38 protein-coding genes are annotated in these 25383 nt (G+C 55.7%); 36 read left to right on the plus strand and 2 right to left on the minus strand.

What is annotated here, in order from left to right:
• Positions 1-507: 507 nt before the first annotated feature.
• Positions 508-726, minus strand: coding sequence for a hypothetical protein (locus SK3146_RS12340; protein WP_018749818.1), 219 nt, complete (start codon positions 724-726; stop codon positions 508-510).
• A 168-nt stretch (positions 727-894) separates the two neighbouring features.
• Positions 895-1335, minus strand: coding sequence for a helix-turn-helix transcriptional regulator (locus SK3146_RS12345; protein WP_018749819.1), 441 nt, complete (start codon positions 1333-1335; stop codon positions 895-897).
• 262 nt (positions 1336-1597) lie between these two features.
• Here SK3146_RS12345 and SK3146_RS12350 point away from each other — a divergent pair, with 262 nt between their 5' ends.
• From SK3146_RS12350 to SK3146_RS12525, 36 genes are all read left to right on the plus strand, one after another.
• On the plus strand, positions 1598-1957 hold the full coding sequence (locus tag SK3146_RS12350) for a hypothetical protein (RefSeq protein ID WP_249865341.1): 360 nt from the start codon (positions 1598-1600) through the stop codon (positions 1955-1957).
• Entirely contained in the window at positions 1914-2129 is a 216-nt protein-coding gene (locus SK3146_RS12355) for a helix-turn-helix domain-containing protein (RefSeq protein ID WP_083930057.1), read from the plus strand. The genes SK3146_RS12350 and SK3146_RS12355 overlap by 44 nt, the downstream gene beginning before the upstream one ends.
• Positions 2130-2297: 168 nt before the next feature.
• On the plus strand, positions 2298-4364 hold the full coding sequence (locus tag SK3146_RS12360; protein WP_349655219.1) for a Mu transposase C-terminal domain-containing protein: 2067 nt from the start codon (positions 2298-2300) through the stop codon (positions 4362-4364).
• A 15-nt stretch (positions 4365-4379) separates the two neighbouring features.
• A complete protein-coding gene (locus SK3146_RS12365) occupies positions 4380-5327 on the plus strand; it encodes an AAA family ATPase (RefSeq protein ID WP_111153865.1) in 948 nt (315 codons plus the stop codon).
• A gap of 14 nt (positions 5328-5341) precedes the next feature.
• Positions 5342-5785, plus strand: a complete 444-nt coding sequence (locus SK3146_RS12370; RefSeq protein ID WP_249865343.1) for a hypothetical protein — start codon at positions 5342-5344, stop codon at positions 5783-5785.
• Between the two features lie 7 nt (positions 5786-5792).
• Positions 5793-6017, plus strand: coding sequence for a hypothetical protein (locus tag SK3146_RS12375; RefSeq protein ID WP_249865344.1), 225 nt, complete (start codon positions 5793-5795; stop codon positions 6015-6017).
• Positions 6004-6294, plus strand: a complete 291-nt coding sequence (locus SK3146_RS12380; protein ID WP_249865345.1) for an AbrB/MazE/SpoVT family DNA-binding domain-containing protein — start codon at positions 6004-6006, stop codon at positions 6292-6294. The genes SK3146_RS12375 and SK3146_RS12380 overlap by 14 nt, the downstream gene beginning before the upstream one ends.
• Positions 6291-6932 carry an ABC transporter permease gene (locus tag SK3146_RS12385; RefSeq protein WP_249865346.1) on the plus strand — a complete coding sequence of 214 codons (642 nt, stop codon included), beginning with the start codon at positions 6291-6293 and terminating at the stop codon, positions 6930-6932. Before SK3146_RS12380 ends, SK3146_RS12385 begins: the two co-directional genes overlap by 4 nt.
• On the plus strand, positions 6929-7366 hold the full coding sequence (locus tag SK3146_RS12390) for a regulatory protein GemA (RefSeq protein WP_249865347.1): 438 nt from the start codon (positions 6929-6931) through the stop codon (positions 7364-7366). The genes SK3146_RS12385 and SK3146_RS12390 overlap by 4 nt, the downstream gene beginning before the upstream one ends.
• A 143-nt stretch (positions 7367-7509) precedes the next feature.
• Entirely contained in the window at positions 7510-7884 is a 375-nt protein-coding gene (locus SK3146_RS12395) for a hypothetical protein (RefSeq protein ID WP_244919030.1), read from the plus strand.
• Entirely contained in the window at positions 7844-8623 is a 780-nt protein-coding gene (locus SK3146_RS12400; protein WP_244919031.1) for a DnaA ATPase domain-containing protein, read from the plus strand. The genes SK3146_RS12395 and SK3146_RS12400 overlap by 41 nt, the downstream gene beginning before the upstream one ends.
• A complete protein-coding gene (locus SK3146_RS12405) occupies positions 8620-8946 on the plus strand; it encodes a hypothetical protein (RefSeq protein ID WP_249865348.1) in 327 nt (108 codons plus the stop codon). The genes SK3146_RS12400 and SK3146_RS12405 overlap by 4 nt, the downstream gene beginning before the upstream one ends.
• 95 nt (positions 8947-9041) lie before the next feature.
• Complete coding sequence (locus SK3146_RS12410) at positions 9042-9299, plus strand: hypothetical protein (protein ID WP_111157427.1); 258 nt, start codon at positions 9042-9044, stop codon at positions 9297-9299.
• A gap of 18 nt (positions 9300-9317) precedes the next feature.
• Entirely contained in the window at positions 9318-10271 is a 954-nt protein-coding gene (locus SK3146_RS12415; RefSeq protein ID WP_249865349.1) for an SUMF1/EgtB/PvdO family nonheme iron enzyme, read from the plus strand.
• 62 nt (positions 10272-10333) lie between these two features.
• The gene (locus tag SK3146_RS12420) at positions 10334-10771 is read left to right on the plus strand and encodes a hypothetical protein (protein ID WP_111153869.1); all 438 of its coding nucleotides are present in this window, start codon (positions 10334-10336) and stop codon (positions 10769-10771) included.
• A gap of 5 nt (positions 10772-10776) precedes the next feature.
• Positions 10777-11031, plus strand: a complete 255-nt coding sequence (locus tag SK3146_RS12425) for a hypothetical protein (RefSeq protein WP_111153870.1) — start codon at positions 10777-10779, stop codon at positions 11029-11031.
• Entirely contained in the window at positions 11009-11740 is a 732-nt protein-coding gene (locus tag SK3146_RS12430; RefSeq protein WP_111153871.1) for a glycoside hydrolase family 73 protein, read from the plus strand. Before SK3146_RS12425 ends, SK3146_RS12430 begins: the two co-directional genes overlap by 23 nt.
• A gap of 43 nt (positions 11741-11783) precedes the next feature.
• Positions 11784-12107, plus strand: a complete 324-nt coding sequence (locus tag SK3146_RS12435) for a Mor transcription activator family protein (protein ID WP_111153872.1) — start codon at positions 11784-11786, stop codon at positions 12105-12107.
• A gap of 132 nt (positions 12108-12239) precedes the next feature.
• Positions 12240-12695 (plus strand): guanylate kinase, encoded by a 456-nt coding sequence (locus SK3146_RS12440; protein ID WP_111153873.1) that lies wholly within the window; start codon positions 12240-12242, stop codon positions 12693-12695.
• Between the two features lie 4 nt (positions 12696-12699).
• Entirely contained in the window at positions 12700-12969 is a 270-nt protein-coding gene (locus SK3146_RS12445) for a hypothetical protein (RefSeq protein WP_018749838.1), read from the plus strand.
• The gene (locus tag SK3146_RS12450; protein ID WP_018749839.1) at positions 12962-13279 is read left to right on the plus strand and encodes a hypothetical protein; all 318 of its coding nucleotides are present in this window, start codon (positions 12962-12964) and stop codon (positions 13277-13279) included. The genes SK3146_RS12445 and SK3146_RS12450 overlap by 8 nt, the downstream gene beginning before the upstream one ends.
• On the plus strand, positions 13279-13848 hold the full coding sequence (locus SK3146_RS12455) for a phage protein Gp27 family protein (RefSeq protein ID WP_111153874.1): 570 nt from the start codon (positions 13279-13281) through the stop codon (positions 13846-13848). The genes SK3146_RS12450 and SK3146_RS12455 overlap by 1 nt, the downstream gene beginning before the upstream one ends.
• A complete protein-coding gene (gene loaP, locus SK3146_RS12460) occupies positions 13845-14345 on the plus strand; it encodes an antiterminator LoaP (protein ID WP_249865350.1) in 501 nt (166 codons plus the stop codon). The genes SK3146_RS12455 and loaP overlap by 4 nt, the downstream gene beginning before the upstream one ends.
• A gap of 109 nt (positions 14346-14454) precedes the next feature.
• Positions 14455-16185, plus strand: coding sequence for a phage terminase large subunit (terL, locus tag SK3146_RS12465; RefSeq protein ID WP_249865351.1), 1731 nt, complete (start codon positions 14455-14457; stop codon positions 16183-16185).
• Complete coding sequence (locus SK3146_RS12470) at positions 16176-17678, plus strand: phage portal protein (RefSeq protein ID WP_249865352.1); 1503 nt, start codon at positions 16176-16178, stop codon at positions 17676-17678. Before terL ends, SK3146_RS12470 begins: the two co-directional genes overlap by 10 nt.
• Positions 17675-17983: a hypothetical protein gene (locus SK3146_RS12475; RefSeq protein ID WP_111153878.1), complete on the plus strand. Its 309-nt coding sequence runs from the start codon at positions 17675-17677 to the stop codon at positions 17981-17983. Before SK3146_RS12470 ends, SK3146_RS12475 begins: the two co-directional genes overlap by 4 nt.
• Positions 17980-18987, plus strand: coding sequence for a retron-type reverse transcriptase (locus tag SK3146_RS12480; protein ID WP_249865353.1), 1008 nt, complete (start codon positions 17980-17982; stop codon positions 18985-18987). The genes SK3146_RS12475 and SK3146_RS12480 overlap by 4 nt, the downstream gene beginning before the upstream one ends.
• 135 nt (positions 18988-19122) lie before the next feature.
• Complete coding sequence (locus SK3146_RS12485; protein WP_249865354.1) at positions 19123-20175, plus strand: transcriptional regulator; 1053 nt, start codon at positions 19123-19125, stop codon at positions 20173-20175.
• A 24-nt stretch (positions 20176-20199) separates the two neighbouring features.
• Positions 20200-20601 carry a DUF2190 family protein gene (locus SK3146_RS12490; RefSeq protein ID WP_249865355.1) on the plus strand — a complete coding sequence of 134 codons (402 nt, stop codon included), beginning with the start codon at positions 20200-20202 and terminating at the stop codon, positions 20599-20601.
• 15 nt (positions 20602-20616) lie between these two features.
• The gene (locus tag SK3146_RS12495) at positions 20617-21648 is read left to right on the plus strand and encodes a phage major capsid protein (protein WP_249865356.1); all 1032 of its coding nucleotides are present in this window, start codon (positions 20617-20619) and stop codon (positions 21646-21648) included.
• Between the two features lie 70 nt (positions 21649-21718).
• A complete protein-coding gene (locus SK3146_RS12500; RefSeq protein WP_249865357.1) occupies positions 21719-22084 on the plus strand; it encodes a hypothetical protein in 366 nt (121 codons plus the stop codon).
• Positions 22084-22470, plus strand: coding sequence for a hypothetical protein (locus SK3146_RS12505; RefSeq protein WP_018749850.1), 387 nt, complete (start codon positions 22084-22086; stop codon positions 22468-22470). Before SK3146_RS12500 ends, SK3146_RS12505 begins: the two co-directional genes overlap by 1 nt.
• A gap of 1 nt (position 22471) precedes the next feature.
• The gene (locus SK3146_RS12510) at positions 22472-22915 is read left to right on the plus strand and encodes a tartrate dehydratase (protein WP_249865358.1); all 444 of its coding nucleotides are present in this window, start codon (positions 22472-22474) and stop codon (positions 22913-22915) included.
• Positions 22912-23739, plus strand: a complete 828-nt coding sequence (locus SK3146_RS12515) for a 3'-phosphoadenosine 5'-phosphosulfate sulfotransferase (RefSeq protein ID WP_249865359.1) — start codon at positions 22912-22914, stop codon at positions 23737-23739. The genes SK3146_RS12510 and SK3146_RS12515 overlap by 4 nt, the downstream gene beginning before the upstream one ends.
• Before the next feature lies 1 nt (position 23740).
• On the plus strand, positions 23741-23944 hold the full coding sequence (locus SK3146_RS12520) for a YqzN/YkzM domain-containing protein (RefSeq protein ID WP_111157037.1): 204 nt from the start codon (positions 23741-23743) through the stop codon (positions 23942-23944).
• Between the two features lie 3 nt (positions 23945-23947).
• On the plus strand, positions 23948-25369 hold the full coding sequence (locus tag SK3146_RS12525) for a phage tail sheath subtilisin-like domain-containing protein (protein ID WP_249865360.1): 1422 nt from the start codon (positions 23948-23950) through the stop codon (positions 25367-25369).
• Positions 25370-25383 lie beyond the last annotated feature (14 nt).

Consider the following 25383-nt stretch of genomic DNA (forward strand, 5'->3'; position numbering starts at 1 on the left):
ACACCCAAAAAAACGAAGCGGGAAATGCCGGGAATGCCTGATTTCATGCGGGTTTAGGTGGGATGGAGCGAGGTTAGCGTGACAAGTATCTTGAGAATGACAAAAAAGAAACTTAATAGAGTGAAAATGATAGAAAAAACGCCCGAAACCCTTGGTATATAAGGAAAAACGGGCGTTTCGTGTTTTTGGAATGATATTTGAGTCGATGGAGATTCCGAGCAAAAGAAGCGAAGCGTTAGAACGTTGCGTTATTAAGCGTTAAAGCTCGTTACTAAAAACTTCGGAAATCTCGGAAACCGCGATGGCACAGGCTTTTCTTGGTTGAATCATCGTCGATTATAATAACGTTTAATCATGAAAACAACGAAAAAAGTGCAGAATTGAATGGGACAAATCGTTTAATCGGTGCAGAATTGGTCCCATTGCAGCAATGGCGCGGGTTTCAGGCATTTTGAGACCTCTTAAAACCAGCTGTTTTCAAAGGGACACAATTCTGCAAAAAAACGATCATTTCGCAGCCTGTTTGCGCCCCTTGAAATGCTCCAACAAAAATCCTCCAATGAATGGGACAACAAAGAGCGCGACGACTATCAAGGCTCCCCACCACGCTACTTGCCACAAACCGAATGCCAGTATGGCAAGAATGCCATATGCAATCATGTTTTTAATTTCCTTGCGAAATATGATGACGATGACCAGCAGGATGAACAAGAGAATCAACAACATCCGGATATACCTCCTCTCACGCAGCGAATTAACATACCATAATTTTACTATAAATCGTCATTGTTTGCGATAAAAATATCGCCAACCCAGGTCAGTTATAAATCACTAGCAATTAGGTTGAAATCGCCAAAAAAATGATATAAAACTAAATCATTTAGGACATAAAAATTAACTCACGTCACTGATCCCGGCGGACAGTTCGTCTTCCGCGCCAGGTTGCGAGTTCGATGACATCCGCTTTCTGCTGTTCTGGGCGTCTTTGCCCAAACGAGCATATTTACGCTCAATAATTTCGATTGCCTCCTCTTGATTGTCTACGTCCAATGATCGCAGCTTAAGGATTAGTTCGTATTCTTCAGGACTTATGTCAAATCCCCTGTTCTCCACTTTCTCCTTCTCCACTTCCCTTTCGACACCCGTGAGAAGCCATTCCATAGACACACCACACAATTGTGACAGACGGAGCAGAATAGTTGCATCGGGTATCCTGCCCCTAGCGTAATTGTTCACTGCATTTTTGGACAAGCCAAGCACTTCCCTGGCACTGTTTTGAGTATGCCCTGCACGTTTTAGCGCTTCCTTCAAACGATCTCCAAACGTCTCTGACATTTAATCACCCCACGAAAATGTGTTTTATCAAAATAAATACCCCATAAAAGTGTGTTTTCTTTGTTGACTCCACACGAACGTGTGGTATATAATTAAAGCATGCTTTAGAACTACACCAATTCAAATTTTACCACACATCATGAACCCACAACAGGCGCAACAAAATAGCCGCCGTCTTGCACAACGGTAGGCCGTATGCTCTTTGAAAAGTGAATAGCAATATCGATTCAATCAACTACGTGCAAGCAGGAGGTGATCGCAATTGTCGCAAAACCAATGGACGCATTTGTATAAGAAGGGATTTGCTCAAATATCATCTTTCGTTGAGCAAGTCGAGGAATTCGCTCCTGAAACAGCAGACATCATGATTGAATCTCTTAATGAAACAAATAGACGGCTGCTGCAAGAGGTTCGCGCCGAAAAGGAGGAACTGGAGGAAGAACTGAAACGGTTCCTTGCTCGGGTGAATGGGAAATTATCGTATTTGAAAAGCATGGAGAACCATTTGGCGGAATGGGAGAATCACTTCGATACTTTGAAGGAAGGGGCCGCCAATGTTACTGAAGGGGGTAAACGCCATGAGAAAGAAACGCGAATTGACTCCGGTCGGCAAAGTAGTTAAAAAACGCCTGATCGAAGTTGGAATAACACACCGGCAATTAGCCCAAAAAATCGGAACAAGCGAGCAATATTTGAATTCTATTTTGTTTGGCGCTCGTTCGGGGAGAAACTACCTCCCGAAAATAGCCAGGGTACTGGACTTGGATTTGGAAAGCTTGAAGGTGTCCGCATGAAAGCGAGCAGATGCAATAAGGGAAGTACAGGGAGAAGAAGGCAACAAAAAAGGAGCGCTCCTCCAGCAAGAGTAACCGCTCCTAGTCCCGAGAATAGCAAAAAGCTATTCCCCCTTATTGTACCATGCGGGTGATGGAATGGAAAGGAGGGGAAGCCGCTTGACGGACGTGTTTGTCTCATTAGAAGACGCTGCCGGTTACGAAGGCATCAGTTATGAAGCGATCAAGAAGAAGGTTCAACGAAACCCAGCTCTATTCAATGTGAGAAAAGAGCCGGTTTCAAGTGGCGGCAAGCCTCGGATTCTAGTTGCTCTATCTTCCCTCTCAAAGAAGGCTCGGAGAGCTTACAAGGAAGCGCAGAACATCGAGGGAGGGGATGAAGTCGTGATCGAAGAACGCACCAATTCGGACGATGTGCCTTGGTACATCGACGCCGACCTGGATGAATACATCAAGAAATTCGGGAAGCGGTATTACGAAGCGGTCGAGCTGGCGAAGCACATTCAGGAATTTTTGAACTATGCCGACCGCGACCGGACGGGCTTCGCGGAAGAGTTTGCCGCCCAGCTCGGCATGAGCCAGCGGACGCTATACCGACATTCGCAAGCGTATCTCGAAGCGAGCGCCTGGGCGCTGAAGCTCGGGAAACAGGACGGCAAGAATTACGATTATTTGAAAGTGCTGGCATTATGCCGGAAGCCAAAGGAAACCTACACGTTCCCATCGCTCTCCGAGCCGATGAAAGCCTGGATCGAAAATCTGTGGTTCGACAAGCGATTCGCGGAGAACCAAGGAACCATCGATATGCTTTACACCAAGCTGCAACAAGTTGCATCTACCAACAGTTGGGACTATCCATCCTATCCGACGGTGGCGCGTTACATAGGTTACTTGATGGAAGTCAAGCGCTATAAGAACGCGCACTACCTCGCCGAAAAGGGCGAACGGATGTATCGGAACAAGAAGCTGCGCAAGGCGCTGCAAGATATGAAGTCGGTGCCGGTCATGGGATTGGTTCAGGGCGACGGTCACACCTTCGACGTGTGGGTTGAATACACCTACCCGAACGGCAAGAAGACCGCGATCAAGCCGATCCTGGTCGGTTGGATCGACACGCGAAGCCGCTGCATCGTCGGCGACATCATTTGTCACACGCCGAGCGCCCAGGTCATCAAGCAATCGATGCTTAACATGATCTATAACGAAGTCGGCGGCGTTCCACAATGGATCAAGATCGACAACGGCAAGGATTTCACCGCCGAAACACTGACGGGCCGCAAACGGACCGAGCGAATGAGTTTGGACAGCGAAGCCATCGGCTTCTATCGATCCATCGGCATTCAGGACGATTTCCGTTCGCTGCCATATCAGCCTTGGGGCAAAGCAGCGATTGAACGATTCTTCCTGACGCTGATCAACCGGTTTGAGAAGTGGTTGCTTAGCTATACGGGAACGCTGACCGGATCGCGCACATCCAGCAAGATCAAGAAGGACATTCCGGGCATGCTGGAACGCGGCGAGCTGATCACGATGGACGAGCTTTGCACCCTGTGGCGCAAATGGCGCGATGAAGAGTATCACACCCGGAAGCACCGGGGCCTCAAGGATCAAGGCGAACAGTGGCATACGCCGCTGGAAGTATTCCAAAACGCCGAGCGCTACTTCAAGGCGGTTCCGCCAAGATCGGTCGCCGCCACTTGGCTGATGCAGGCAGAAGAGCGGGTTCGCGTTTACCAGGTCGGCATTCGCCGGTTCGGGTACGAATACCGCGCCCCCGAGCTGGACGCCTACATCGACGACTATGTCAACATCAAGTGGGACGCGAACGACGTCACTCGGCTTCATGTGTATGACCGGATCACCGGTGCTAAGATTTGCGAGGCTGAAAGCCAGGAGTTGCTTCAGATTGCCCCGCGTGCGCCGCAAAAGGCGCTGGAGGAACACAAGCGGGCGCAAAATCAGCAGCTCAAGGCGGACAGACAGCGCTTGAAGGAGCTGACCACGCCGCTGGAAGAGCGGATCGGACAACACATCGCTGCCGAGGACAATATGGCAGGCGTGTTCATTGGACAAACGGCAAAAGGCAAAGCGCCCAAGGTCGTGGCGCTGCCGCAGGACAAGCAGTATAAGGAAGACGTTCGCAGCAAAAAGGCCGCTCGGCCCGCTGCTGTGGAAAACGATTATTACCAAAAACGTGCCGAGGCAGCTTTGGCTAAGCTGAAGGAACTTGGCTAACGGAGGGGTTTACACATGGCAATGGAAGCGACGAAGCTTTATACAATCAAAACGGACCTTGTCACTCGGGCAAATGAATACATGAACCGGACGGGCAGCACGATTACGGAAATGGCTCGAATCATGGGTGTCTCCAGACCGGCCTTGTCCCGGTATCTCTCGGGCAAGTACGACGCCGAGAACACCAAGATCGAACCGGCTGTCCTGAAGTTTCTCAACGAGCATGATCAAGTCGGCGAAACCTCCGCGATCCCGGCGACCGCACCGAAGTTCTTCGCCGGTCGGGACGCCCGCGACATCCTCGGCCTTTGCGCCGAATGTCAAGATCACAGCAAGCTGGGCATTGTCACCGGTCGCACCGGCTACGGGAAGAGCCATACGCTCAAGCATTACGCGAAGATGCCCCGCGTGGCCTATATCGAATGCGATGACAGCATGGGTTGCAAGGACCTGATCGACGCTATCGAAGCGGCGCTCGGCATCCCGTCCGCATCCGGTAGCATCTACCGCAAGAAACAAGGCATCATTCAATTTTTCGAGGTAAACAAGGGGTATCTGCTGATCGTGGACGAGGCCGACAAGCTGATCAATAAGTACACCCAAAAGAAGATGGAAATTCTGCGCTCCATCTACGGCGACGCCCGCGTCGGGCTGGTGATTGCCGGGGAACCGAAGTTGGAATCGCTGATCAAAGGATACCTGGAGCGCTTCGCGAACCGGGTGGATGCCCGGACGGCACTTGTCGGGCTGACGGACAAGGAAGTCCGCGACTATCTGGAAGGATTTCCGTTTGAGCCGGACGCCCTGGAAGAAATGGTCGCTCGCGGAACGAACGGCAAAACGGGCTGCTTCCGCTTGCTCGCCCGAACGCTCGACAACGTGCTGCGCGTCCACCGCGAGGACGGCGGCGAAACCATCACGCTGGACACGATTTATAAGGCCAGCAGCATGATGATGCTGTAAAGGAGGTCGAACCTATGATCAAAGTTGAAATGGAGCTGATCACATCGGAGGTCGAGCTGGCGCGGGCGGCGTTGCGATTACGCGCCCGCGACGCCTCGCAGCCATCGGCGGCGGTGTACGAACGCCTGGCCGAGAAGCTGGAGTCTGTTGGATTGTACGACTTCACGAAGCTGGAATTGGTTTGCATATCGGTCGCGCTGCATGAACTGTCGGAGCTGGCCGGGCAGATCGGCATGACCGGGCTGTCGTCCCGAGCGCTGAAGCTGTCGGATGACTTTCTTCACAAGTGCCTGATGACCGAGCCGGAAGGAATGCGTCGGCAGCTCGCCCGAGCGATAGGAGGCAGACGAAAGGCAGGTGCGCGAAGTGTCATCCGAGCAACTGGATTTGTTTCCCGACTTGCCGCAGCCGTCCGAATCGCCCGCCCCGCAGCCGGAAACCAAGTGCGCCCATTGTGATCATATCGTGGCGGTGCGCTTCCAAAGCGGAAACCTCTTCTTCTGCGCCGTTCAGCGCGGCGGGCAATATGGCAAGAAGATACGCAAAAACGCGCCGAGCTGTCCCAGGTTTTTGGCGGCCTTCACGCAGCTGATCATGCACCTGGATGGCTATTTCGGAGGCGAATACAGCCCCGGTTTGCTCCGGGGCGACATCACACCAAAGGAGGAATATGTACATGAAGGAATTTAACAAGAAAATCAGTAAAAGCGGAGCGATCATCCTTCCGGCGGCGCTTCGCCGGGACTACGGACTGACGGATGGCGAGCGGTTCAAGATCGTCGTCGATGGCGAAGATGGTTCGATCTTGCTGCAACGCACGGAAGGAAGCTGCTTGTTCTGCGGGTCGGGAAATGAGCTGATCGTGTTCAATGGCCGTTTTGTTTGCGCTACTTGCATTGAACATATGGACGGCCAAGTCGCTGATGCAAGGCTGGCCGGAGCGCTGCAAGGGGGTGCTGCCGAATGACGAACGAACGTCTGGCGAGCCTGGCCGAGCTGGTGGACCAGGGGATCGACCTCGAAAAGCAGATCAAAGAAGACACGAAGCGACTGGATGCGATCAAGGCCGAGCTGCAAGCGGCTGCGGTCGAAGTCATGGACAACAGGAATTTGAAGTGGCTGCAAATCTTCGGCAGCAACGGGCATTTCAATGTGGCCCAAAAGGAAAAATTCGATCTTGACGATTACACCGCGCTGATCGAAGTCATGGGTGAGAAGGCCAAGGCGAAGATCGTCCGCAAGGAGGAAATCAAATACGCGGTCGAAGCGCGGTTCAAGGAAGCGCTGATCGCTTTGTTCAAGAACGATTTCGCCACCGACGGCCAGACGCTAGATGGCGTGCTGCAAGGGTTGGGCCTGGACGCCGCGACCATCAAGTCGGTGAAGAAGAAGCTCAAGGGCGACTATCTCAAGGACAAGCGGGTCCTGGAGAGTGTCGGCATCACTGGCGAATGCGAGGAAGAATTGGACGCGATCCGGCAGATCAAGAACACCGAGCTGATCGACCGCTTCTTCTCCGGCCTGACCGCCGAACAGCTCGAACGCATCCGCAAATCGGTATTTGTGGAAGACCAGGTCGGCGTCGGATTGGAGTACGAGAAATGAGCCGGGCGGCGAGAACGGAGAAGCGGACTCCCGAACAAAACCGCAAGATTTGGGCGCTCGCCGGGGAATTGGGCTTCGATGAAACGTTGCTGCGCGACCTGGTCGAACGCCTCACCGGCCAGCGCAGCACATCCGTCTTGACGATCCTCCAAGCGAATCTCTTGATCGAGGAAATGAATCGGCTCGCTGGCAAGCAGACGGCAGCGCAAGCAACCCGCCGCCCTGGGATGGCGACACCGGAACAGCTCCATAAAATCCGAACGCTGGAGCGTGAATTGGGCTGGGCCGACAACCCGAAGCGCCTCCAGGCGTTCACGAAAAAATATTGCGGCGGGGTCGCTCGCCTGGAATGGCTTGGGTTCGGCCAGGCGCGGACGTTGATTGAATCCTTGAAGGCCGTTCTGCGCAGGGAGCAGAACCGGCAGCATGGATGAAGCGAAATCCAAGGTCATCGATTACCGAGCTTTATATGATCGCCTGAAAGATGGATCGGCAGCCACATGGACGCGGGAAATGGAGCTGTTTTCCCGCCTCTACTTGTGGCGGCAGAACGATACACGAAAGGAGGAACGGCCAAGTGTCGAACGCACTTGATCGATATACGCCGGAACAACAGGCTGTCATTGCGCAATATTGGGAGACGGTGCGCTGGACCCGTAGCACCGGCAAAATATCGGAGGGCATCCAGCAACGCGAACATGAATATTGGGCCAAGTATGACCCGGCCCTGGTCATTCGGGCGCTGCGCATCCACATCGAAAAGTATCCGAACATCAAAGAGAACTACACGCGCGGCATCCTGCGGAATCTCCAGAAAGGAGGCGCGGCTCATGGAAAGTCTGAAGGACATCATGCCTTCCTTGCTCGAACGGGTGCAGGCAGCCAGGGCAAAGGCCGAACGCGAGACGCCAATGCAGAAGCAGCCTTCCGCCGAAGACTTGACGGTCTATGATTGCCCGAAGTGCCGGGACGAAGGCATCATCTTCGATCTTGAACGCAACGTCGGGTATCGCTGCGAGTGCGTGGAGCGCAAGAAGCTTCAACGGATCATGAAATCATCCAACATGAGCGAGGACGCGCTGCACAAGACGTTTGATAACTTCGTCGTGAACGGCGCGGACCCCCGCGTCGCCGCCGCATACGAGCTGGCGCGGGAGTATTCGGATGGCCTGGTCGCCCGAATCAAGAAGGGACAGGGCTTGAAGGGCGTCCCCTGGTTCGGACTCCTGGGAACCTCCGGCAGCGGGAAGACGCACCTGGTGACAGCGGCGGTTGCCCCGCTGATCGAGCTGGGCGTTCATCCCCTCTTCTTCAATTGGGTGCAAAGCTTCCAGGAGTGGTTCGCGTACTATAGTCGCGAGGACGAGGCGTACATGGTGGAGGAAATCCGGCAGAAGATTTACAACTGCGACTTGCTCGTCGTGGACGACATATGCAAGGAAAGCCAAAAGGACAACTGGATCAGGGAATTTTATGGCATCGTGGATTACCGTTACCGCAAGCAGCTCCCCATCGTTTACACCAGCGAATATTTTTACGAGTTGATCGGATGGCTGTCGGAAGCGACGGCAGGCCGGTTGTTTGAGAAAACGAAAAGCCCGAAGGGCAAGAAGTACCTGGGGAAAATGCTGCTGGCCGAAGGCGAGGACCCGTTGGCCCTGAATTACCGGTTCAAGGAGCTGCTGCAATGAGGCGGCGGCATGATGTCTACACGGATTCGACGGGAGCGGCGCACGTCACCGCCGAGCGGCGCTATTTATTGTATGAGCTGTGCGACCGGCTGCGCCTGGATCGCCGGGCGATCCGCTGGAGTATGGACCTGAATTGTCATGTGCTGATCGTTCGCCACGCCAAGGACAAGCAGACGCTTCGGCAGCTTCTACATATCAACCTTAAAGGGGTGAAGCCATGCACACAAGAAAGAGCCTTACCGCCCTACTCGCGGTCAAAACGATATGCCGATCCCGGACAAGCAGGCGACGCGGAACGGATCGGCAGCGCATCCGCATCATGAGTTATCGGAAGAAGAAAAGCCAAGCCCGCCACTGGCGGAAGTGGAAAAAGCGCCTGAAAAAGCGCCTGAAATAGCGCTGGGAAGGAGTGATTCGGATGGCTTGGGCCAGTACGAAGACTAAAGCCAAGTCGAAGAGCGATCCGGTCCCGCTGGCGATGCCGAAGGACCCGAACCTTTGCTTTGTTCAGTTCCCTTCGGCGAACATGACAGCTTCGAGCATATCGGTCAGCCTGCAAAGTTTGCTCAACCAATTGCAGAAGCAGCCCGCCGCGCGACAGATCGAAGCGATTCAGTATGATTCGGAAACTCGGCGGATCGACATCAGATTCGCCCCGCATTCTCAAAATAAATGACAAACGGAGGAACGAAAAATGAGCAATCAACGGAATAATGACATGATTTTTGATAACGCAGGCAAGCCCAGCATGATGGTGCGCATCCCGAAATTCAATTTGTCGGACGTGATTGATGGTGCGCCGGATACCCCTCACCCGGCTTTTGTCGTCGGCGGTAAGGAAGTGCCGGAAATTTGGGTGAGCAAATATCAGAACGTCATCGTCGGCGGCAAAGCGTACAGCCTCCCCTTCCAGCAGCCCGCCGTTGGCGTGAACTACGACCAGGCGCGGGAAGCTTGCGAAAGCAAGGGGCCAGGCTGGCACTTGATCAGCAACGCCGAATGGGCCGCCATCGCCCTATGGGCCAAGAAGAACGGAACGCTGCCGCGCGGGAATAACAATTGGGGCAACGATCACGCGCACGAAGACGAGCGCGGCGAAACATTCGACCAGCGCAAGGTGTTGACCGGCAGCGGCCCGGCCTCCTGGTCGCACGACGGAACGCCGGAAGGTGTATATGACCTGAACGGCAATGTATGGGAATGGGTGTCCGGCCTTCGCCTGGCCGACGGAGAAATCCAAGTAATCCCCGGAAACGATGTCGCATTGCAGCCGGATCAGTCGCCAACGAGCGAGGAATGGACGGCCATCGCGTCGGACGGTTACAGCCTGAAATACGCCGAATTGGACGACGACATTCAACTGACCATCGGCACCGCCGGAGGGTATGGCGGCTGCTCGTTCTCCGAGCTGAAGGCCGACACCGAAGTTCCGTTCCTGGTGCAAGCGCTCGGGCTATTCCCTGCTGACGACGAACCGCTGACGGATTGGTTTTGGATGGACGCCGAGGAAAGCGAACAGCTCCCGATTCGCGGCGGCAGTTGGAACAATGGCGCTACTGCGGGCGTCTTTGCGCTCGACCTGGGCTACCCTCGGTCGCTCGTGAACACGCCCGTTGGGTTCCGCTCCGCTTTTGTACCGGGCATCTGAAATCTGAATGCTGGCATCTGATGGGCGCGTGAGAACGCGCCCCTCGAAAGGAGCGGAACGAAATGCAAGAAACGGAAACGAAGCTGACGACGCGGGTGATTACCGCCCAGGACTGGAAGGACATCGAGCAAAAGCTGACCCACTTCTATTCGCAAGTAAAACTCGTTTGCGACGGGTATCCGATCACCATATGCTTGGAGCGCGTCAGCCAGATGCAGAACCGCCTCCGGGTTTACGTGAACGGCGTCATCATGGGGAAGTGGTTCGTGGAGGATTGCGAGGAACGGCGGCGCTTCATGCGGCCACGAACGAAGCAATTCCGCTCGAAGAAAGAACTGGCGAAAATGCGCCGGATCGACAAGAAGTGGGCCAAGGAATGGGAGAAGCGGAACACGTACACCTATTACGAAGACGGCTGGACCTCCTTCCGTTCCCTCAAGTCCCACCTAATCAAACAGAACAAGGTCATCGAGCTGGTTGTGGCCGACGAAAGGAGCTGAAGCCATTGGAACCGGTCATTAAGACGAAGCTGGAGCTGGTCCTGAAGCTGAAGGACATCGAAGCGACCCTCAAGGCTCGCGGGATCGCCGTCACCCAGGCGAACATCAAGCGCTTGGTCGGCTTGATCCGCGACACGCCAATTTCCGCGAATCCCGAATTCTTCGAGGGCGTCCCGACAGATCGGCAAATCTTGCTCATGTACGGATTTACATTCAACAAGAAGGAGGCATCGACAAATGGCAAAATTAACGCGAGCTGAATTCATCCGCAAGCTGGCCCCTTACGCTATTGCGGATATGCATATCACCAAGGTTCCCGCCTCTCTCACCATCGCCCAGGGTATTCTCGAATCCGCCGATGGGAACAGTGGTTTGGCCGTCCAAGCGAACAACCTATTCGGCATCAAAGGGAAAGGAACGGCGGGCAGCGTCACCATGCCGACGAGGGAATATTCCGGCGGTAAGTGGATCACCGTCAATGCAGCTTTTCGCAAGTACAACAATTGGGGCGATTCGGTTGCGGATCATTCAGCCTTGATCGTCAATGGGGTAAGTTGGAACCGGAAGTTATACCACAAGGTACTTGGAGCGGATGGGAGAACGGCAGCGCGTGAAGTCGCCGCAGCCGGTTACGCCACTGATCCCACTTATGCCGACAAGTTGATCCGTCTCATGGACGACTGGAATTTATATCAATATGACATTAAGGAGGAAGATCAACCCATGACAGCAGAAGAAAAGAAGGCATTTGAGGCATTACAGGAAAGCGTCAAGGAGCAACAAGAAACCATCGCGAAGCAGGCTGAACGCATCAAGAACTTGGAGGCGCAGCGGAACATCGAACCCCCGGAATGGGCAAAGGAAGCTGCGGAATACTACTATCCGCATATGGACCCGAAAACCGGCAGCTTCGACTTCTGGCGAACGATCACCATTCAGTACAGGAAGGAAAAGGGAATCACCGTTTAACTTGACATTTTCGCAAATCTGCTATAATAGGGGGTGAATAGGCGTGGCTGGAATTGTCATCATTCCTGAATGGGCGCAGGAGCTTGAGAAAGAAGATTTGCCTGACCGTTACCACCCTGTCATCGAACTAATCGGAATGGAAAATTTTTTGAAGCTGTCGGCCTATGTGAATGGCTCGAACTTGTATTTTCCGACGATCAGTTCATGTATAGAACCGATCAGGAATCGACGAATCGTTGCGGAATACAACGGTCGAAACATTTTGGAATTGGGCCGCAAGTTCCGGCTTAGCGAGCGCCAGATCAGGCACATACTTTCTTCTGCACCCGAAGCGCCCGAGGACGAAAATCAGATGACGCTCTTCTAAATTGACGGGATGCCCCGCGAGGGCTTCCCCCTGCTATACCCTAAGTATTCACTGTAAGTCATATCCTTTAAGCTACCAGTAGGCGAAAGCCACTCGGTAGCTTTTTTTATTTCAAAAATAGGAGATGATCGCATGCAAGAAATGGCACAAGACATATTAGCCAACCTGACCCTGGCGGCGCTGACGCTGCTGTCGTCCTACGCGCTGTATTATATCCGCAAGGCGACGGCCAAGGTATCCGCCGAAGCGGCCAAAATCAAGAACGATGATCAACGGGCTCTCGCCCAGGCGGCTGTCGCCCGGTTGGATGATGTGGCGACGAAGACGGTCAAGACCATCGAGCAGACGACGGCCAAGGAGCTGCGCCGCGCGGTCAAGAACGGACAGGCGTCGAAGGAAGAGCTTGCTTCCCTCGCCAAGCAAGCCTATAGCGAAATCGTGCGCACCATGGAACCGCAATACCTCGATGCGCTCAAGGTCACGCTGGGCGACTTGGATAAGTACATCACGGCGACAATCGAAGCGAAGGTTTTGGAATTGAAGCAGAACGCGGCGATTTCCGAGGCGCTGGAGCTGCGGGAGGGCTAAGCGGATGGACTTCAATTGGGCGATGCAGACGATCACCATGCTAGGGATCGGCGTCATCGGGTATTTCCTGAAAACGTCGATGAGCGAAATCAAGGGGCAAATCAAGGAAAATGCCCAACGGGTTTCCACGCTGGAGAAGGAACTGGACGATCTTCGTTCCGACCTTCCCTTCATTTACACCACTCGGGAAGATTTCATCAGGACCATGAACAACGTGGACAAGAAGCTCGACAAAATACACGACAGTATGATCGGAGGTGGCCGCAATGGATGATCAGGCTTATCGCGGTGCCCAACACAATAAAGCGGTTCGCGGATACATCATGCGTTCCCTAGCGAAAGGGCACAACAATTCCTTGTTGTGCCGCCAGCTTGTCAACGTGATGGTGAACGATGGCGTCATCATTAGCCCGGACATATCCAAGCATTTGGATTACCTGGTCGGCAAAGGGTACATCGAATTCACGAACGACCGGATCAATTCGTACAACGCATACGCGAACGATGCCGTCATTCGCCTGACCGTCGAAGGCATCGACTTGCTGGAAGGCTCCACGCCTGACGATCCGGGAGTGTTGATCTAATGGGCGATCAGCACAAAAAGCGGCGTGTGCGTTCTAAGGTGGATGAACTGCCGATCCATCTGAAGGACCAGGTGGACGCCATGCTGCTGGATACGAAGTACACCTACTACGAGATTTCCGAATTCTTGTTCGATCAAGGTTACGAGGTTTCCAAAAGCTCCATCGGTCGGTATGCGCTTCGGGTGGGCCGGGCAACGCAGCGGCTCCAGGAAGCCCAGGAGCAGACCAAGGCGCTGATCCAGTTGATTAAGCAAAACCCTGACGCGGACTACACGGAAGGCGGCTTGCAGATCATGGCGGGCGAGCTAACCAAGAAGTTTGCGCAGGCGCAAGAGGAATGGGACGATATGCCGCTGGATAAGGCCGCCCGCGTAATGGTCGCCTTATCCCGGACGAAGATTTACAAGGATAAGATAAAAGCCGACCTGGCCGAGAAAACGAAGGTTGCGCTGGATGAATTCAAGAAAGAGGTTTATGCGGAGCTGGAAGGCATCGAGCCGGAGCTGTGCGAACGGCTGATCCAAGTCGCCAATCGCGTGGCCGAACGACTGGAGGCGGACGACGAATGAACTGGTACGTCCTCCACGTCTTGACCGGCGAAGAGCTGAACGTGCAGAAGCGTCTCGCTCGCACCGCGCCGCAAATCCGAACGCTGATCCCTCGGCGGAAGCTGATGGAACGACAAGGCGGCAAGATGAAAGAAGTCTCCCGCCTGCTTTTTCCGGGATACGTGTTCGTTTACGCATTCCTGGACAATGAAAGCTATTACAAAATTGTCGCACCGGATGGCGTCATTGAAATCCTAGGCAGACCGAACCCGGCCCCTGTGCCGATCAAGGAAATGGCCCACGTCCTCAAATGGTGCGAGGACAGCGAGCTGATCGGGCTGTCCAAAGTGGAAGACGGCGACCGGATCAAGGTTGTCAGCGGCCCCCTGAAGAACCTGGAAGGACAGATCGTTCGCGTGGATCGGCGCAAAGGCCGGGCGCGGGTGCGACTGACGTTGTTCGGGGAGCCGAAGGAAATTGACTTTGGTATCGAGGTTTTAGAACAGGCACCGGTATGAAGCGGCACCTTGTTACGGCAGGGCCGGGGATCGCCGGGAACACATGCAAGCCACAACCAGCGCCGAGTAAGGCAGCCGGGTGGCGAAGCATGCCCGCCGGAGGTGACGCATGAGCATACTTAAAGATTTTGCCAAAAAAAATGATAACGCCGCCCTCCAGGAGACGAAAGCCATTCGGCAGCTCATGGAGGCGTATTTGTATCGAGACGATTCGCCCGAACGTCTGGAGCTGCGCAAGCAGTTTCGGGACGGTAAGCCGCTGACCGGGAAACAGGGTTTGCGGCGCAAGCTCGGAGCGCTAGACCTGGAGTATTTCGGCAAAGCCTACTTCGGCCATTACTTCAATCGGGAAACGCCGGAGTTTCACCGCGAGCTTGACGAGCTTTGGAAGCGCGGCGTCCTGAAGGGTGTCGTCCCGACCGACAGCGAAGCAGCCAAGAAGGTCAATCAGCAACCGGGCAGCAAGCAAGCCATCGCCGCCCCGCGTGGTCACGCCAAGTCAACGAACGTCACATTCAAAGACGCCGCCCATGCGACGCTTTATGAATACAAGCGGTACGTGCTGATTCTCTCCGACAGCTCCGATCAGGCCGAGGGCTTCCTGGAGCTGATTCGGGATGAATTCGAGGAAAATGCCGGGATCCGCGAGGACTTCGGCGACCTCAAGGGCAAAGTTTGGAGAAACGATGTGATCCTGACCAGCACCGGCATCAAGATCGAGGCCATCGGTTCAGGGAAAAAGGTTCGGGGACGCAAACATAAGAACTGGCGTCCTGACCTGATTCTGCTCGATGACATCGAAAATGATGAAAACGTCTTGACGCCGCAGCAACGGAAGAAGCTGTCAAGCTGGTTTTTCAAAGCGGTGTCCAAGTCCGGTGATACGTACACGGACATTTTTTATATTGGCACCATCCTGCATTATGACAGCTTGCTGGCGAACATCCTGCGCAATCCGGGCTATCAGACGCGCAAATATAAGGCGGTCCTTTCCTTCTCCCCTCGCAAAGACTTGTGGGACGAGTGGGAGCTGATCCTGACCGACCTGGACAACGCAAGCCGGGAACAAGACGCTCTCGCTTATTTTGATGATCGCCGGGAGGAAATGTTGGCCGGTACGCAAGTGCTGTGGGAAGCCAAGCTCTCCTATTACGACCTCATGGTCATGAAGGTCGTCGAGGGCGAAGCGTCATTCAATTCGGAGGAACAAAACGAACCGATCAACCCCGAGGACTGTCTGTTCAACGAAGAATGGTTCGATTTCTACAATCCGCTGGCGGTGGACTTTACCGTCGGATTCGAGTTTTTCGGCTTTATCGATCCTTCCTTGGGCAAGAGCAAAAAAAGCGACTATTCGACGATCCTGACGCTTGCCAAGCATATGCAGACCGGTTATTTGTACGTGCTGGACGCCGACATCGAGCGGCGGCACCCGGACGCCATCATTACCGATGCGATGGAAAAGGAACGCTGGCTGCGCATGAGTTTCGGGCGCGGCTACACGAAGCTGGGATGTGAAACCAACCAATTCCAGTGGTTCCTCAAGGAGAAGATCGCCGAGAAGTCCGCCGAGCTGGGGCTGTATCTTCCAATAGAGGAAGTGAACCAGCACACCGATAAGACCATGCGGATTCAGACGCTTCAGCCGGATGTGAAGAACAAATATATCAAATTTGATGCACGTCATAAGCTGCTGCTGGAGCAGCTTAAACAATTTCCAATGGGCGCACACGACGACGGCCCGGATGCCTTGGAGGCTTGCCGGACGATTGCGAAGAGTGCGGGCGTCCTGGACGACAAGCTGCTGGGCGTGTTTAGGAGGTTGAGAATATGGGGTTAGGCACATGGCTGCGGCAAGCCGCTGGCGAAATCTCCAAGCTGCGCCGCCGGGTTAGCGCAATGGTTGGCCTGGGATTTTCCAGCTACAAGCTGGACAGCCGCCGGGTCGATTACGCCCTGGCCCGCAGCCTATATGACAACGAAGCCGAGCCGTACAAGCTGGGCGCAGGATTTTGCAGACCGATCATCAACGTCAAGGCCGGGTTTATGGGCGTCCCTTCCTTCCATTCGGAAGACGAGGCGGCGAAGGAGATCGTGACCAACTTCTTTTCGGGTCAGACGTCCAAGATGAACCGGACGCACAAAAAGGCGCTGCTGGAAGGCGATTGCTTCGTCTGGCTGCGGCGCGAAACGACGGATGCGGCGCTGTATCCTGAAATGCAATCACGCCTGGTCTACACCATCATCCCGAACGAGGAAGTCCACTCCATCAATCGAAATCCGATGACAGGCCGGGTCGAAGAATACGTCCTGGTATCGAATATGGAATGGACGGACGAATCCGGGAACCGGCGAAATACGAAGGTCACGCAATGGATCAGCGCGGAGCGGCGCAAGATTCGCCTGGAAGGCGATGCGATCCCCGGCTTCCCCACCGAACATGAAGAGCCGAATATGCTGGGTTTCATCCCGATTGAGCATTTCGCAAACGAGAAGGACGAAACACGATTGTTCGGTCAATCCGAGTTGGAAGCCATCGAGCCGTTTTTGAAGGCGTATCACGACGTCATGCTTCACGCGCTGCAAGGATCGAAGATGCACTCCACGCCACGCCTGAAGTTCAACCTCAAGGACGTGGCCGCGTTCCTTCGGAATAACTTCGGCATCACCGATCCGGCCAAGTACGCCCAGGAAGGCGGCACCATCACCTTGGACGGCAAGGAATTTTTGATCATGACCGAGGGTGAAGACGCTGGCTTCATCGAAGTGCGCAGCTCCACCGGCGACGCTGCCGGCCTGCTGAAGCTCATTTTCTATTGCATCGTGGCCGTAAGCGAAACGCCGGAATTCGTGTTGGGCGTTCATACGCCCAGCAGCCTATCCAGCGTCCAGGAGCAAATGCCGGTCTTCGTTCGCAATATCAGCCGCAAGCGGGCTGACTTTGCAAGCAACTGGCAGCGCTTGGCGCGGATGGTGCTGGCGATGACCAAGGCCGAAACCGGACAGGAATTCGAGACGTTTGCCACAACCTTGGAATGGGAAGAAATCGACCCGCGCGATGAAAAGGAGCTGGCCGAAACCATCAAAGCTTTGACGGAAGGGCTGAACACGGCCATCCAGGGACGGTTCATGAGCGCCGATTCTGCTGCCGAATTCCTGCGGGCCTATATCCCGACTATGAAGGAGTATGATTCCGACGATCCCGATGCGGACACCGAGCGACAGCGCATCATCATGAACCAAGTGGAGCGTGAACGACTGTCCGACGGGGCGCTGGGGATCGGCGAGATTGACGCGATCAAAAAAGAGTTGAAGAAAGGCGGTGCCGCATGAAATACCACATGATGCAGCCGGTTGTGATTGTGTCGGACACATTGAATTATGGCCTGCCGGTCGGATCGCTGGCATATGTGACCATGATTGAACCGCGCGGATTCTTCGGGACGCCTTACTTCATTCGGGTTCCGTCCGAGCAAAAGGAATACTGGACGCCGGAATGCGATTTGGAGCCTGCCGCCGATTGGTACGCCAAGGAGAGCGAAAACGTCATCCGCGATGCCTTGATCGACTTCGCTCTGGCAACCGGCAATAAGGAGCTGTTCCAGGCACAGGCCCGTCAAGGGGCGAAGCGAGAATGAAGCGCAGCGAAATCAATCAGATCAGACAAATTACCGGAGCCTATGCGCCCGAAGCGCTCAAGGCTCGGCAGGCATGGCTAGAGCTGCGCCTGCGGCAAGACCCGGAGGTTCGCAAGCTGTTCACGCGGCTGGCCGACGAAATCGCCGATACGCTGCGGCAAGGCGGCTCCGGCACGGTTGACGATTGGTTGATGGGCGCTATCGAAGGCCAGCTCCGCTATCTGATCACCGAGCTGCGGGACGGGCTAACCGAGACGCTGCACGGCCATATCGCGGAGGCGGTGGAGATCGGCAGCCGCTACAATCGCGCGGTGACGATTGACCTGATGACGCAAAAGGTATCTATTCCCCGCATCACCAAAAGCGGTTTGGAACGCATGTATGCGCGGGTCAATGAGGCGGCAGTTCGGGCGCATATCGAGCGCACCAGCTACGGCCTGAAGCTGTCGGATCGGATATGGGATTCCTCCAACGGTGCGGGCGAAGTCATCCGCAACATTATTCAGGATGGCATCGCCACCGGGAAGGACGCCATCGAAACGGCTCGTGCCCTGGAGGGCTACGTGCGCAGCGATGCAAATGTGATGTCCAAGTATTACGAAGGCATGCAGGAGCGTATGAAGGGCCGGGTGCCTGACGATTTGAGTTACCAGGCATTGCGCACCGCCCGCACGGAGACAACCGCCGCCCTGGGTCAAGGCAGCATCACATCGGCGAGGGCGTCACCGAGCTGCACCGGCATCAAGTTTTGTTTGTCGGCAGCTCACCGGGTGCAAGACATCTGCGACGTACTGGCGCGGGAGGATTTCGGCATGGGGCCTGGCGTGTATCCGCTCGACGATCCCCCGCCCTATCCGGCGCACCCGAACACGCTGTCCTATCTCGTCGAGGTGCATCAGCCGGTGGATGATTTCGTCCGCCAGCTCCGTTCCTGGGTGGATGATCCGGCCAGTCAGCCGCAGTTAAATGACTGGTACGCGACCGAATATTTGGGAGCGGCCTAGAACGCCCTCTGTGCGCCTTGGTGGATTTTACCGTCCGAATCTATGCCGGACAGGCTACACCCCCGTTATAACGCGTTATAACGGGGTCTGCGGGGCATCTGAACAGGTTGACCCTGATAAGGAGGTGATAAAACGATGGCAAAGGCGAAAAACAAACTCATTTTGCTTCCGGCGTCGATCACCGGCGAAATGAAGCCGCAGGACATCCCCCTCGCTCCTGGCGTCAACCTTGAAGCGATCAAGTCCGGCGATGAAGACCCGCTCGAAGTCGTGGTCGAAGTCCCGGCGGGCAAATCGACAAGGGGCTGGAATTACAAGCCCGAGAGTTTGAAGGCAATTGTCGATCACGTCAACCGGGATACGTTGTCCGGTTTCCTTGGGCATCAAAAGGCCGACGAAGTCGCGAACAAGTTTGACCCGCCCGTCACGCATTGGGTCGGGGCGCGGATGGAAGGAACGCGGGCTTATTTTCGCGGCGTGGTCGATGCGGCGGCGAAGGACTTGAAACGATGGATTCGCGCCGGAAGGATCAAGCAAGTCAGCATCTTCGGGATGCCTAAGCTTCAGACGGTTGCCGGGGAAACCGAGGTGATCGATTATAAACCGCTGTCTATCGACTGGACGCCGCTCGACCGCTCCGGCATGCCGACGCGGATCGTGGCCCTGGGCGAGATGGACGAAATCGACGAAGGAGGAAACGAAACGATGGATTGGAAAGAATTGATTGCGCAGCTCAAGGCCGCGCTGGCCGAAGGCAAAGCGACCTTGCAAGAAGTAATCGCCGCGCTGGATGCCGACACGGCTTCCAAGCTGGAGCTGCTGGCGAAGGTGAAGCAAGCGCTCGGCGTGACCGATGACGGTCAATTGCTGGCGAGTGTGGAGCAAGCCGGAAAGGCGCTCAAGGAGAGCCAGCAGGCTGCACTCGGCCAAGAAGTGAAAGACGCGGTTCGCGAGAAGGTCGCCGGAGAAATGGCGCAAAACCTGATCGCGAAGATGATCACGCCGAAGGAAGGCCAAACGAAAGAAGCGATCATCGGCGAGATTGACAGCTTGCTGGCTGACGAATCGATCAAGGCAATGATCAACCGCGTGTCGGTGGATACTCCGGCCTTCATCGGCGGAACCGCCGTTGACAACCGCGCACAGTCCGGGAGCGCCACCGTCCAGACGGATAGCGTCCCGATCTAACACGAACCCAAGGAGGGAAACGCAATGGATACGAGATACCAAGGAAGTCCGGTGCCGGTTACGGTGCATGAGCTGTCGCGGTCGAAAGTCAGCGATGGCAAATCCGTTACCGTCAAGGTGCCGGAAAACACGACCGTCACAGCTGGCGAATGGGCATTGCTGGACGGATTTTTCGGCCTGGTGATGCAATCGGCAACGACAGCGGCAGGCGAGACGAAAGACATCGTCCTGACCATTGAGCAAGCGGAATACGAGACAGATCAGATCAGCACCAGCCAGGCGTTCGCGAAGGGGACTCCCCTCTACTGGAACGCTACGACCAAAAAATTCACCGAAACCGAGACGGATAACCGGCTTGTCGGCCGCGTGACCAACGGCAAAGACGCGAACAACGTCATTTGGTTCCTGCTCGGTCCGCAGGCATAAGGAGGGTAAACATCTATGTTCAAGGTTATATCGTTTGAAGGCGAAAAGGCCAAGCGCCGTCAAGGCACCATTGAAAGCCGGGTGCCGTTCGTACTGGACGGCCAACGCTTTGAGGCGATCAAGAAGATCGTCAACGGCGAAATGTCGATTCCGCGCTGGTCCAAGCCGGTGGGCGAAATGCTCTCGCTGGGAAGCGCCGAAAGTTTCAAAGAGCTGCTGGGCAAGGTAACGCTCGATGTCGAGCTGGGCCGCGAGAAGGTGCCGCTGCTCTACAAGGAAATCTATGAACTGGTTTCCGATCCGAACTTGCCGGAGCTGCTGGACGCGAAATGGGCGTTATCCGGTACGGTCATCTTTGCGGAGCATATGGAGGGCCAGGAAGTGAAGTTCGGCTCCGTCCGCGCCGAACAAGGCCCGACCGCTCGGGTTGTGACGTACAGCGCGGGCTTCGAGTACACGAAGCAGATGATCGATTTCAACCGGACATTTGAAATTGACATTCTCAACCGGGGCATGGGCGAAGGCTACAACTCGCTGCTGAACCATATCCACCTTTCCCCCATCGTTTCGTTCTCGTACAAACCGGCGAACAAAACGGCGTTCCAGGGCAAGGAAGGCGAAGAGCGCTGGGTGTCCATCTGGCGGACGCTGGATGCCGCCCGCAGCGCGGCAGGAACGGCCAAGCGCCAGGGCAGCGTCTTGCTTGCCAACAGCGCAGATCAGACCGCCATCGAAACGGCGCTGAAAGGCTTCACGCATAATGGAACAACTTACGCGGCGATCAGCGGCATTACGACGGTCATCTACTATGATGGTTACTCGGTAACGGTCGGCAAAAAGGAACATAGCTATCCAGGCGTTACGCCTGGCAAGGCGTACCTGATCCGCCCGAAACGCGGCTTCAAGGAGCTGCTGAAACGCGACTTGCAGATCGAGACAACGCAGGGTGATTTGACGCGCTTAGTGCAAGCGCAAATGGTCGGTTACGCTTATCGCGGCGTGTACGCTGCGATTGAGGAAAACGTCCAGGAAATCGCGCTGCAATAACCGGCATTATCAAAATAATTGGCAAAGGAGCCGGGCGAACTCGGCTCTCTTTGTCGTGGGAGGGTTGCACATGACGCCGACGGCAGACATTCGCGAAGAGCTGCGCGAGCTGCTCGACGAAGAAATCCCCGAGGGCGGAACCGATCAGGACACCGCCTTCACCGACGCCCGGCTGGACCGGCTGATCCAGTCGGCGTCAAACCTGTATGCCGCAGCCGCCGAAGGTTGGCGGCGCAAGGCGGCGCGGATTCAAAAGCGGCTCGGAGACATCGCGTCCTATCAGACGGGTGCGGAACAATATGAACGGGTCGATCTATCCAAGGCGCTGGCCGCAGCGCTCAAGATGGCCGAAACATTTGACGGCATGGCGGAAGCGCCTGCACCTAATGCGACAGGCAGTTTCATGTTCAACGTCAAACGGCCAGGGGTGTTGTGATGATCGACGCAGCCGTTCGGAAGGCACACATCGGATGGAATATCCGACAAAACCCAACGGAGGTCACGATTCGCGTCACACAACGCGTCAAGGCAGGCGGCGGCTTTGAAGAAGTCAAGTCGCAGATCGGCCCGTTGACCGTTCGCGTGTTCGTTGGATCGCGTCCGCTCAAGGCCGATACCGTTTCGGAACGGGCTGGCCGAAAGGAAGTCAGCGACACGTATTCGCTGCTCGCCGACTATACGGCCAATCTGCCGAGTGGCCCGGACGTAACGCAGGAATTCGACGCCTATCCGCATGGGCATTTTCGGATTACCTCCGTCCATCCGCAGATCGTCCAAAACGAAATATGCGGATACGTGGCCGAGCTGGAAAGGGTGAGGTGATATGCCTCCTTTAGATAAAGTCCGGGCGAAGATCGAACGCCGGAAGGTGGCGACGCTGCTTGTTGCCAAGCAGGTCGGCAAAATCATGGAGGGTGACGCGAGACAAAAGGCATCCTGGGAGGATCGAACCGGACATACTCGGCAAGGCATCCAGGGCGGAGCTGACGTTCGCCGAAATGGCGAGGACAGAATGGCCGTTGTGTTTTTAGCGCACACGATGCGCTCCGGCCTTTATCTCGAAATAGGTACCGGTCTGTACGGTCCCAAGAAACGTAAGATCGTTCCGACAAATAAAAAGGCACTCCGCTTCCCGGTCGGCGGCGGCAAATATGTGATTGCTGGGTCTGTCAAAGGGATGAAGCCAAGGCCGATCATCAAGCCGACAGTACAACGCCATGTAGGCACGCTGCGCAAGGCGGTGCGTGATGTCTGGAGGGATTCATGATGCGCGGACTGATCCGTCAGCAGCTCATTGACCATATCCCCGACATCGCCGGGCGAGTGTATGAGACGGACGCGGCGGCAGCGGACGAAGAAAAGCCTTACTTGGTCATGACCAAAGGTTCCGAGTCCGACGAAAACGATTGGGCCGGGATCAGCACTATGATCGAGGTTTGGCCGTATGTGGCGCACACACAATTCAAACATGTGGACGCCCTAGTCGCGGCTGCGATTGATGCGCTGGACCACCGACTTCTTCAGGACGATGTAACCGGCGAAGCGATCTTGTGTCGGTTTACCGGATCAACCTCCGCCGACATGCTGGACGAAAAGTTTGACGCGATCACACGCGGCATCCAATTTGAGGTGTTTTCCCTTGGTTGGCTGCTGCATGATCCGGTCAAGCCAGATCCCGCATCGGCGTTGTCAGCCTGGACGGCAGATCGGTTCCCGGCCATGCAGACGGACCCGCGAAGCTGGAATCCGTCCGACGATGCGCCCGCTCTCTATTGGCGGATCGCGACGATCCGCAGCGTTCAGACCATGCCCTGGGGCGCATGGATCGACGCAACGATGCGCGGTCATATGCTCGTCCCCCGCGTCCCGGCCCGCAACACTTGGCTGGAGCGAACGGTGAGGCAGCTTGCGCTTGACGGCCAGATCACCATGCTGGACCAGTCGCGCATGATCATTCAGCGGGTCAGCGCCGACAGCTCCCAAGACCCGTTCCGCACCGGGCAAATTGCCCTGGACGTGCGGTTCGGTGTACTTCGGACAAGCCCGGCAGCGCCGCCGTTGAATCAGATCAACATTAACGGAGGTGCTTAATATGGCAGAAGCCAAAGAAGTCAAAACGACGAAAAAAGCGAAGCCTGAAGCCACCTACAGCAAGCAGGAAATCATGGCCGCAGCCGCCGGATTTGGCGTCTCCCCTGACGTAATGGCCGGGGCGCTGCGCCGGGTGGACAAGGACACCCTGACCCGCGCTGAAGTGGAACGGGCAATTCAAGATTTTAAGAAAAGGCAGGTGTAAGAAATGCCAGGCGAAACTTTCATCTTAGGTGAACAGAAAGTCAGACCGGACGTGTACGTCCGTTGGCACAATGCGGGCGGCGCTCGCGTGGTAACGGGTACGGTCGGCGTCGCTGCCGCCGTCGTCAAAGCCAATTGGGGTCCCCTCGGCGAAGTGATTGCGGTGGAAACGCCCGGCGATTTATCAAGGAAGTTGGGAAGCGGAAACGGCCCGGATTGCGTTCGGGAAATCTTCTCCGGCGGTGCAAGTACCGTCCTGACCGTTCGCGTCGGTAGCGGAGGCAGCCCGGCGCAATTGGAACTGGAGGATACCGCAGCCACGCCGGTCAAAGTCGTGCGGCTGCTCACGAAGTACCCAACGACAAGGACAATCACGGCGACGATCCGGGATTCGCTCGAAGACCCGGCCATGCGCGAGCTGCTGCTGCACGAAAACACCCGGCAACTGGAGCGGCTGACGTTTGGAAAAGGAACGAACGAGCCGGATCAGATTGTCGCCGCGATCACCGCGAACAGCCAATACCTCACCGCCACGAAGCTGGCCGATGGGAATGGCGAAATTGACACGCTGCTGGATGAATCACTGACCGGCGGCGCAGCTCCGACCGTTACCGGCGAAGACTATGCCGACGCCTTCGTGCTGCTGGAACGCAAGTTCTTCGATGTGGTTGTCGTTGATTCCGAGGATGTGGGCGTTCATGCTTCTCTCCAGTCCTTCGTGAAGCGGATGCTCTCCGAAGGCGGCGGGCGGATCATCGGCGTTGTCGGCGAACCGACCAGCATCCCGTTCGCGACGCGTAAGACGAATGCCCGGTCGTACAACGACTTTGCCATCGTCTACGTTGGCAATGGATTTGAAACGACGACCGGCCCGCTCGAAGGCGCGAAGGCTGCGGCCCGCGTGGCCGGGGTCATTGCTTCCAGCGCCTACAACGCGAGCCTGACCCACGTTCCGATCACCGGCTCGATTGGCGTCGTTGGGGAGCTGACGAACACGCAGTACAAAGAAGCGATTCAAAGCGGCATGCTGACCTTCTCGCTCAACCCCGACGGCCTCGCGCAGATCGACTACGGCATTAACACCAAAGTCACGCTACTGGCCGACGAGGATGAAGGTTGGAAGAAAATCCGCCGGACGCGCACCCGGTTTGAACTGATCGACCGGGTTGTGCTGACGCTCCACCCGTACCTCGGCAAATGGAACAACAACGAAGATGGCCGCGCCTTTGTCGTGACAATCGCGAACGGGATCATCCAAACGATGATCCGCGAGGGCGGCTTGGAGAGCGGGCAACTGATCGTGGACCCGGCCAACCCGCCGCAAGGCGATTCGGCTTGGTTCCAGTTTACGGACCTGGTGGACCTCGACAGCATCGAAAAGCTGTATATGGACTTTGGGTTCCAATTCTCGCCGCAAACGGCATAAGGAGGCTTGAACAG

Origin of the sequence: Paenibacillus konkukensis (assembly GCF_023523925.1) — a bacterium.
Taxonomy (GTDB): domain Bacteria; phylum Bacillota; class Bacilli; order Paenibacillales; family NBRC-103111; genus Paenibacillus_S; species Paenibacillus_S doosanensis.

Excerpts from the sequence above, each read along its gene's own strand:
- SK3146_RS12340 (WP_018749818.1), bottom strand. The coding sequence starts at position 726 with ATGTTGTTGATTCTCTTGTTCATCCTGCTGGTCATCGTCATCATATTT.
- SK3146_RS12345 (WP_018749819.1), bottom strand. The coding sequence starts at position 1,335 with ATGTCAGAGACGTTTGGAGATCGTTTGAAGGAAGCGCTAAAACGTGCA.
- SK3146_RS12355 (WP_083930057.1), top strand. The coding sequence starts at position 1,914 with ATGAGAAAGAAACGCGAATTGACTCCGGTCGGCAAAGTAGTTAAAAAA.
- SK3146_RS12365 (WP_111153865.1), top strand. The coding sequence starts at position 4,380 with ATGGCAATGGAAGCGACGAAGCTTTATACAATCAAAACGGACCTTGTC.
- SK3146_RS12370 (WP_249865343.1), top strand. The coding sequence starts at position 5,342 with ATGATCAAAGTTGAAATGGAGCTGATCACATCGGAGGTCGAGCTGGCG.
- SK3146_RS12380 (WP_249865345.1), top strand. The coding sequence starts at position 6,004 with ATGAAGGAATTTAACAAGAAAATCAGTAAAAGCGGAGCGATCATCCTT.
- SK3146_RS12385 (WP_249865346.1), top strand. The coding sequence starts at position 6,291 with ATGACGAACGAACGTCTGGCGAGCCTGGCCGAGCTGGTGGACCAGGGG.
- SK3146_RS12390 (WP_249865347.1), top strand. The coding sequence starts at position 6,929 with ATGAGCCGGGCGGCGAGAACGGAGAAGCGGACTCCCGAACAAAACCGC.
- SK3146_RS12400 (WP_244919031.1), top strand. The coding sequence starts at position 7,844 with ATGCAGAAGCAGCCTTCCGCCGAAGACTTGACGGTCTATGATTGCCCG.
- SK3146_RS12405 (WP_249865348.1), top strand. The coding sequence starts at position 8,620 with ATGAGGCGGCGGCATGATGTCTACACGGATTCGACGGGAGCGGCGCAC.
- SK3146_RS12410 (WP_111157427.1), top strand. The coding sequence starts at position 9,042 with ATGGCTTGGGCCAGTACGAAGACTAAAGCCAAGTCGAAGAGCGATCCG.
- SK3146_RS12415 (WP_249865349.1), top strand. The coding sequence starts at position 9,318 with ATGAGCAATCAACGGAATAATGACATGATTTTTGATAACGCAGGCAAG.
- SK3146_RS12420 (WP_111153869.1), top strand. The coding sequence starts at position 10,334 with ATGCAAGAAACGGAAACGAAGCTGACGACGCGGGTGATTACCGCCCAG.
- SK3146_RS12430 (WP_111153871.1), top strand. The coding sequence starts at position 11,009 with ATGGCAAAATTAACGCGAGCTGAATTCATCCGCAAGCTGGCCCCTTAC.
- SK3146_RS12440 (WP_111153873.1), top strand. The coding sequence starts at position 12,240 with ATGCAAGAAATGGCACAAGACATATTAGCCAACCTGACCCTGGCGGCG.
- SK3146_RS12445 (WP_018749838.1), top strand. The coding sequence starts at position 12,700 with ATGGACTTCAATTGGGCGATGCAGACGATCACCATGCTAGGGATCGGC.
- SK3146_RS12450 (WP_018749839.1), top strand. The coding sequence starts at position 12,962 with ATGGATGATCAGGCTTATCGCGGTGCCCAACACAATAAAGCGGTTCGC.
- SK3146_RS12455 (WP_111153874.1), top strand. The coding sequence starts at position 13,279 with ATGGGCGATCAGCACAAAAAGCGGCGTGTGCGTTCTAAGGTGGATGAA.
- loaP (WP_249865350.1), top strand. The coding sequence starts at position 13,845 with ATGAACTGGTACGTCCTCCACGTCTTGACCGGCGAAGAGCTGAACGTG.
- terL (WP_249865351.1), top strand. The coding sequence starts at position 14,455 with ATGAGCATACTTAAAGATTTTGCCAAAAAAAATGATAACGCCGCCCTC.
- SK3146_RS12470 (WP_249865352.1), top strand. The coding sequence starts at position 16,176 with ATGGGGTTAGGCACATGGCTGCGGCAAGCCGCTGGCGAAATCTCCAAG.
- SK3146_RS12475 (WP_111153878.1), top strand. The coding sequence starts at position 17,675 with ATGAAATACCACATGATGCAGCCGGTTGTGATTGTGTCGGACACATTG.
- SK3146_RS12480 (WP_249865353.1), top strand. The coding sequence starts at position 17,980 with ATGAAGCGCAGCGAAATCAATCAGATCAGACAAATTACCGGAGCCTAT.
- SK3146_RS12485 (WP_249865354.1), top strand. The coding sequence starts at position 19,123 with ATGGCAAAGGCGAAAAACAAACTCATTTTGCTTCCGGCGTCGATCACC.
- SK3146_RS12490 (WP_249865355.1), top strand. The coding sequence starts at position 20,200 with ATGGATACGAGATACCAAGGAAGTCCGGTGCCGGTTACGGTGCATGAG.
- SK3146_RS12495 (WP_249865356.1), top strand. The coding sequence starts at position 20,617 with ATGTTCAAGGTTATATCGTTTGAAGGCGAAAAGGCCAAGCGCCGTCAA.
- SK3146_RS12500 (WP_249865357.1), top strand. The coding sequence starts at position 21,719 with ATGACGCCGACGGCAGACATTCGCGAAGAGCTGCGCGAGCTGCTCGAC.
- SK3146_RS12505 (WP_018749850.1), top strand. The coding sequence starts at position 22,084 with ATGATCGACGCAGCCGTTCGGAAGGCACACATCGGATGGAATATCCGA.
- SK3146_RS12510 (WP_249865358.1), top strand. The coding sequence starts at position 22,472 with ATGCCTCCTTTAGATAAAGTCCGGGCGAAGATCGAACGCCGGAAGGTG.
- SK3146_RS12515 (WP_249865359.1), top strand. The coding sequence starts at position 22,912 with ATGATGCGCGGACTGATCCGTCAGCAGCTCATTGACCATATCCCCGAC.
- SK3146_RS12520 (WP_111157037.1), top strand. The coding sequence starts at position 23,741 with ATGGCAGAAGCCAAAGAAGTCAAAACGACGAAAAAAGCGAAGCCTGAA.
- SK3146_RS12525 (WP_249865360.1), top strand. The coding sequence starts at position 23,948 with ATGCCAGGCGAAACTTTCATCTTAGGTGAACAGAAAGTCAGACCGGAC.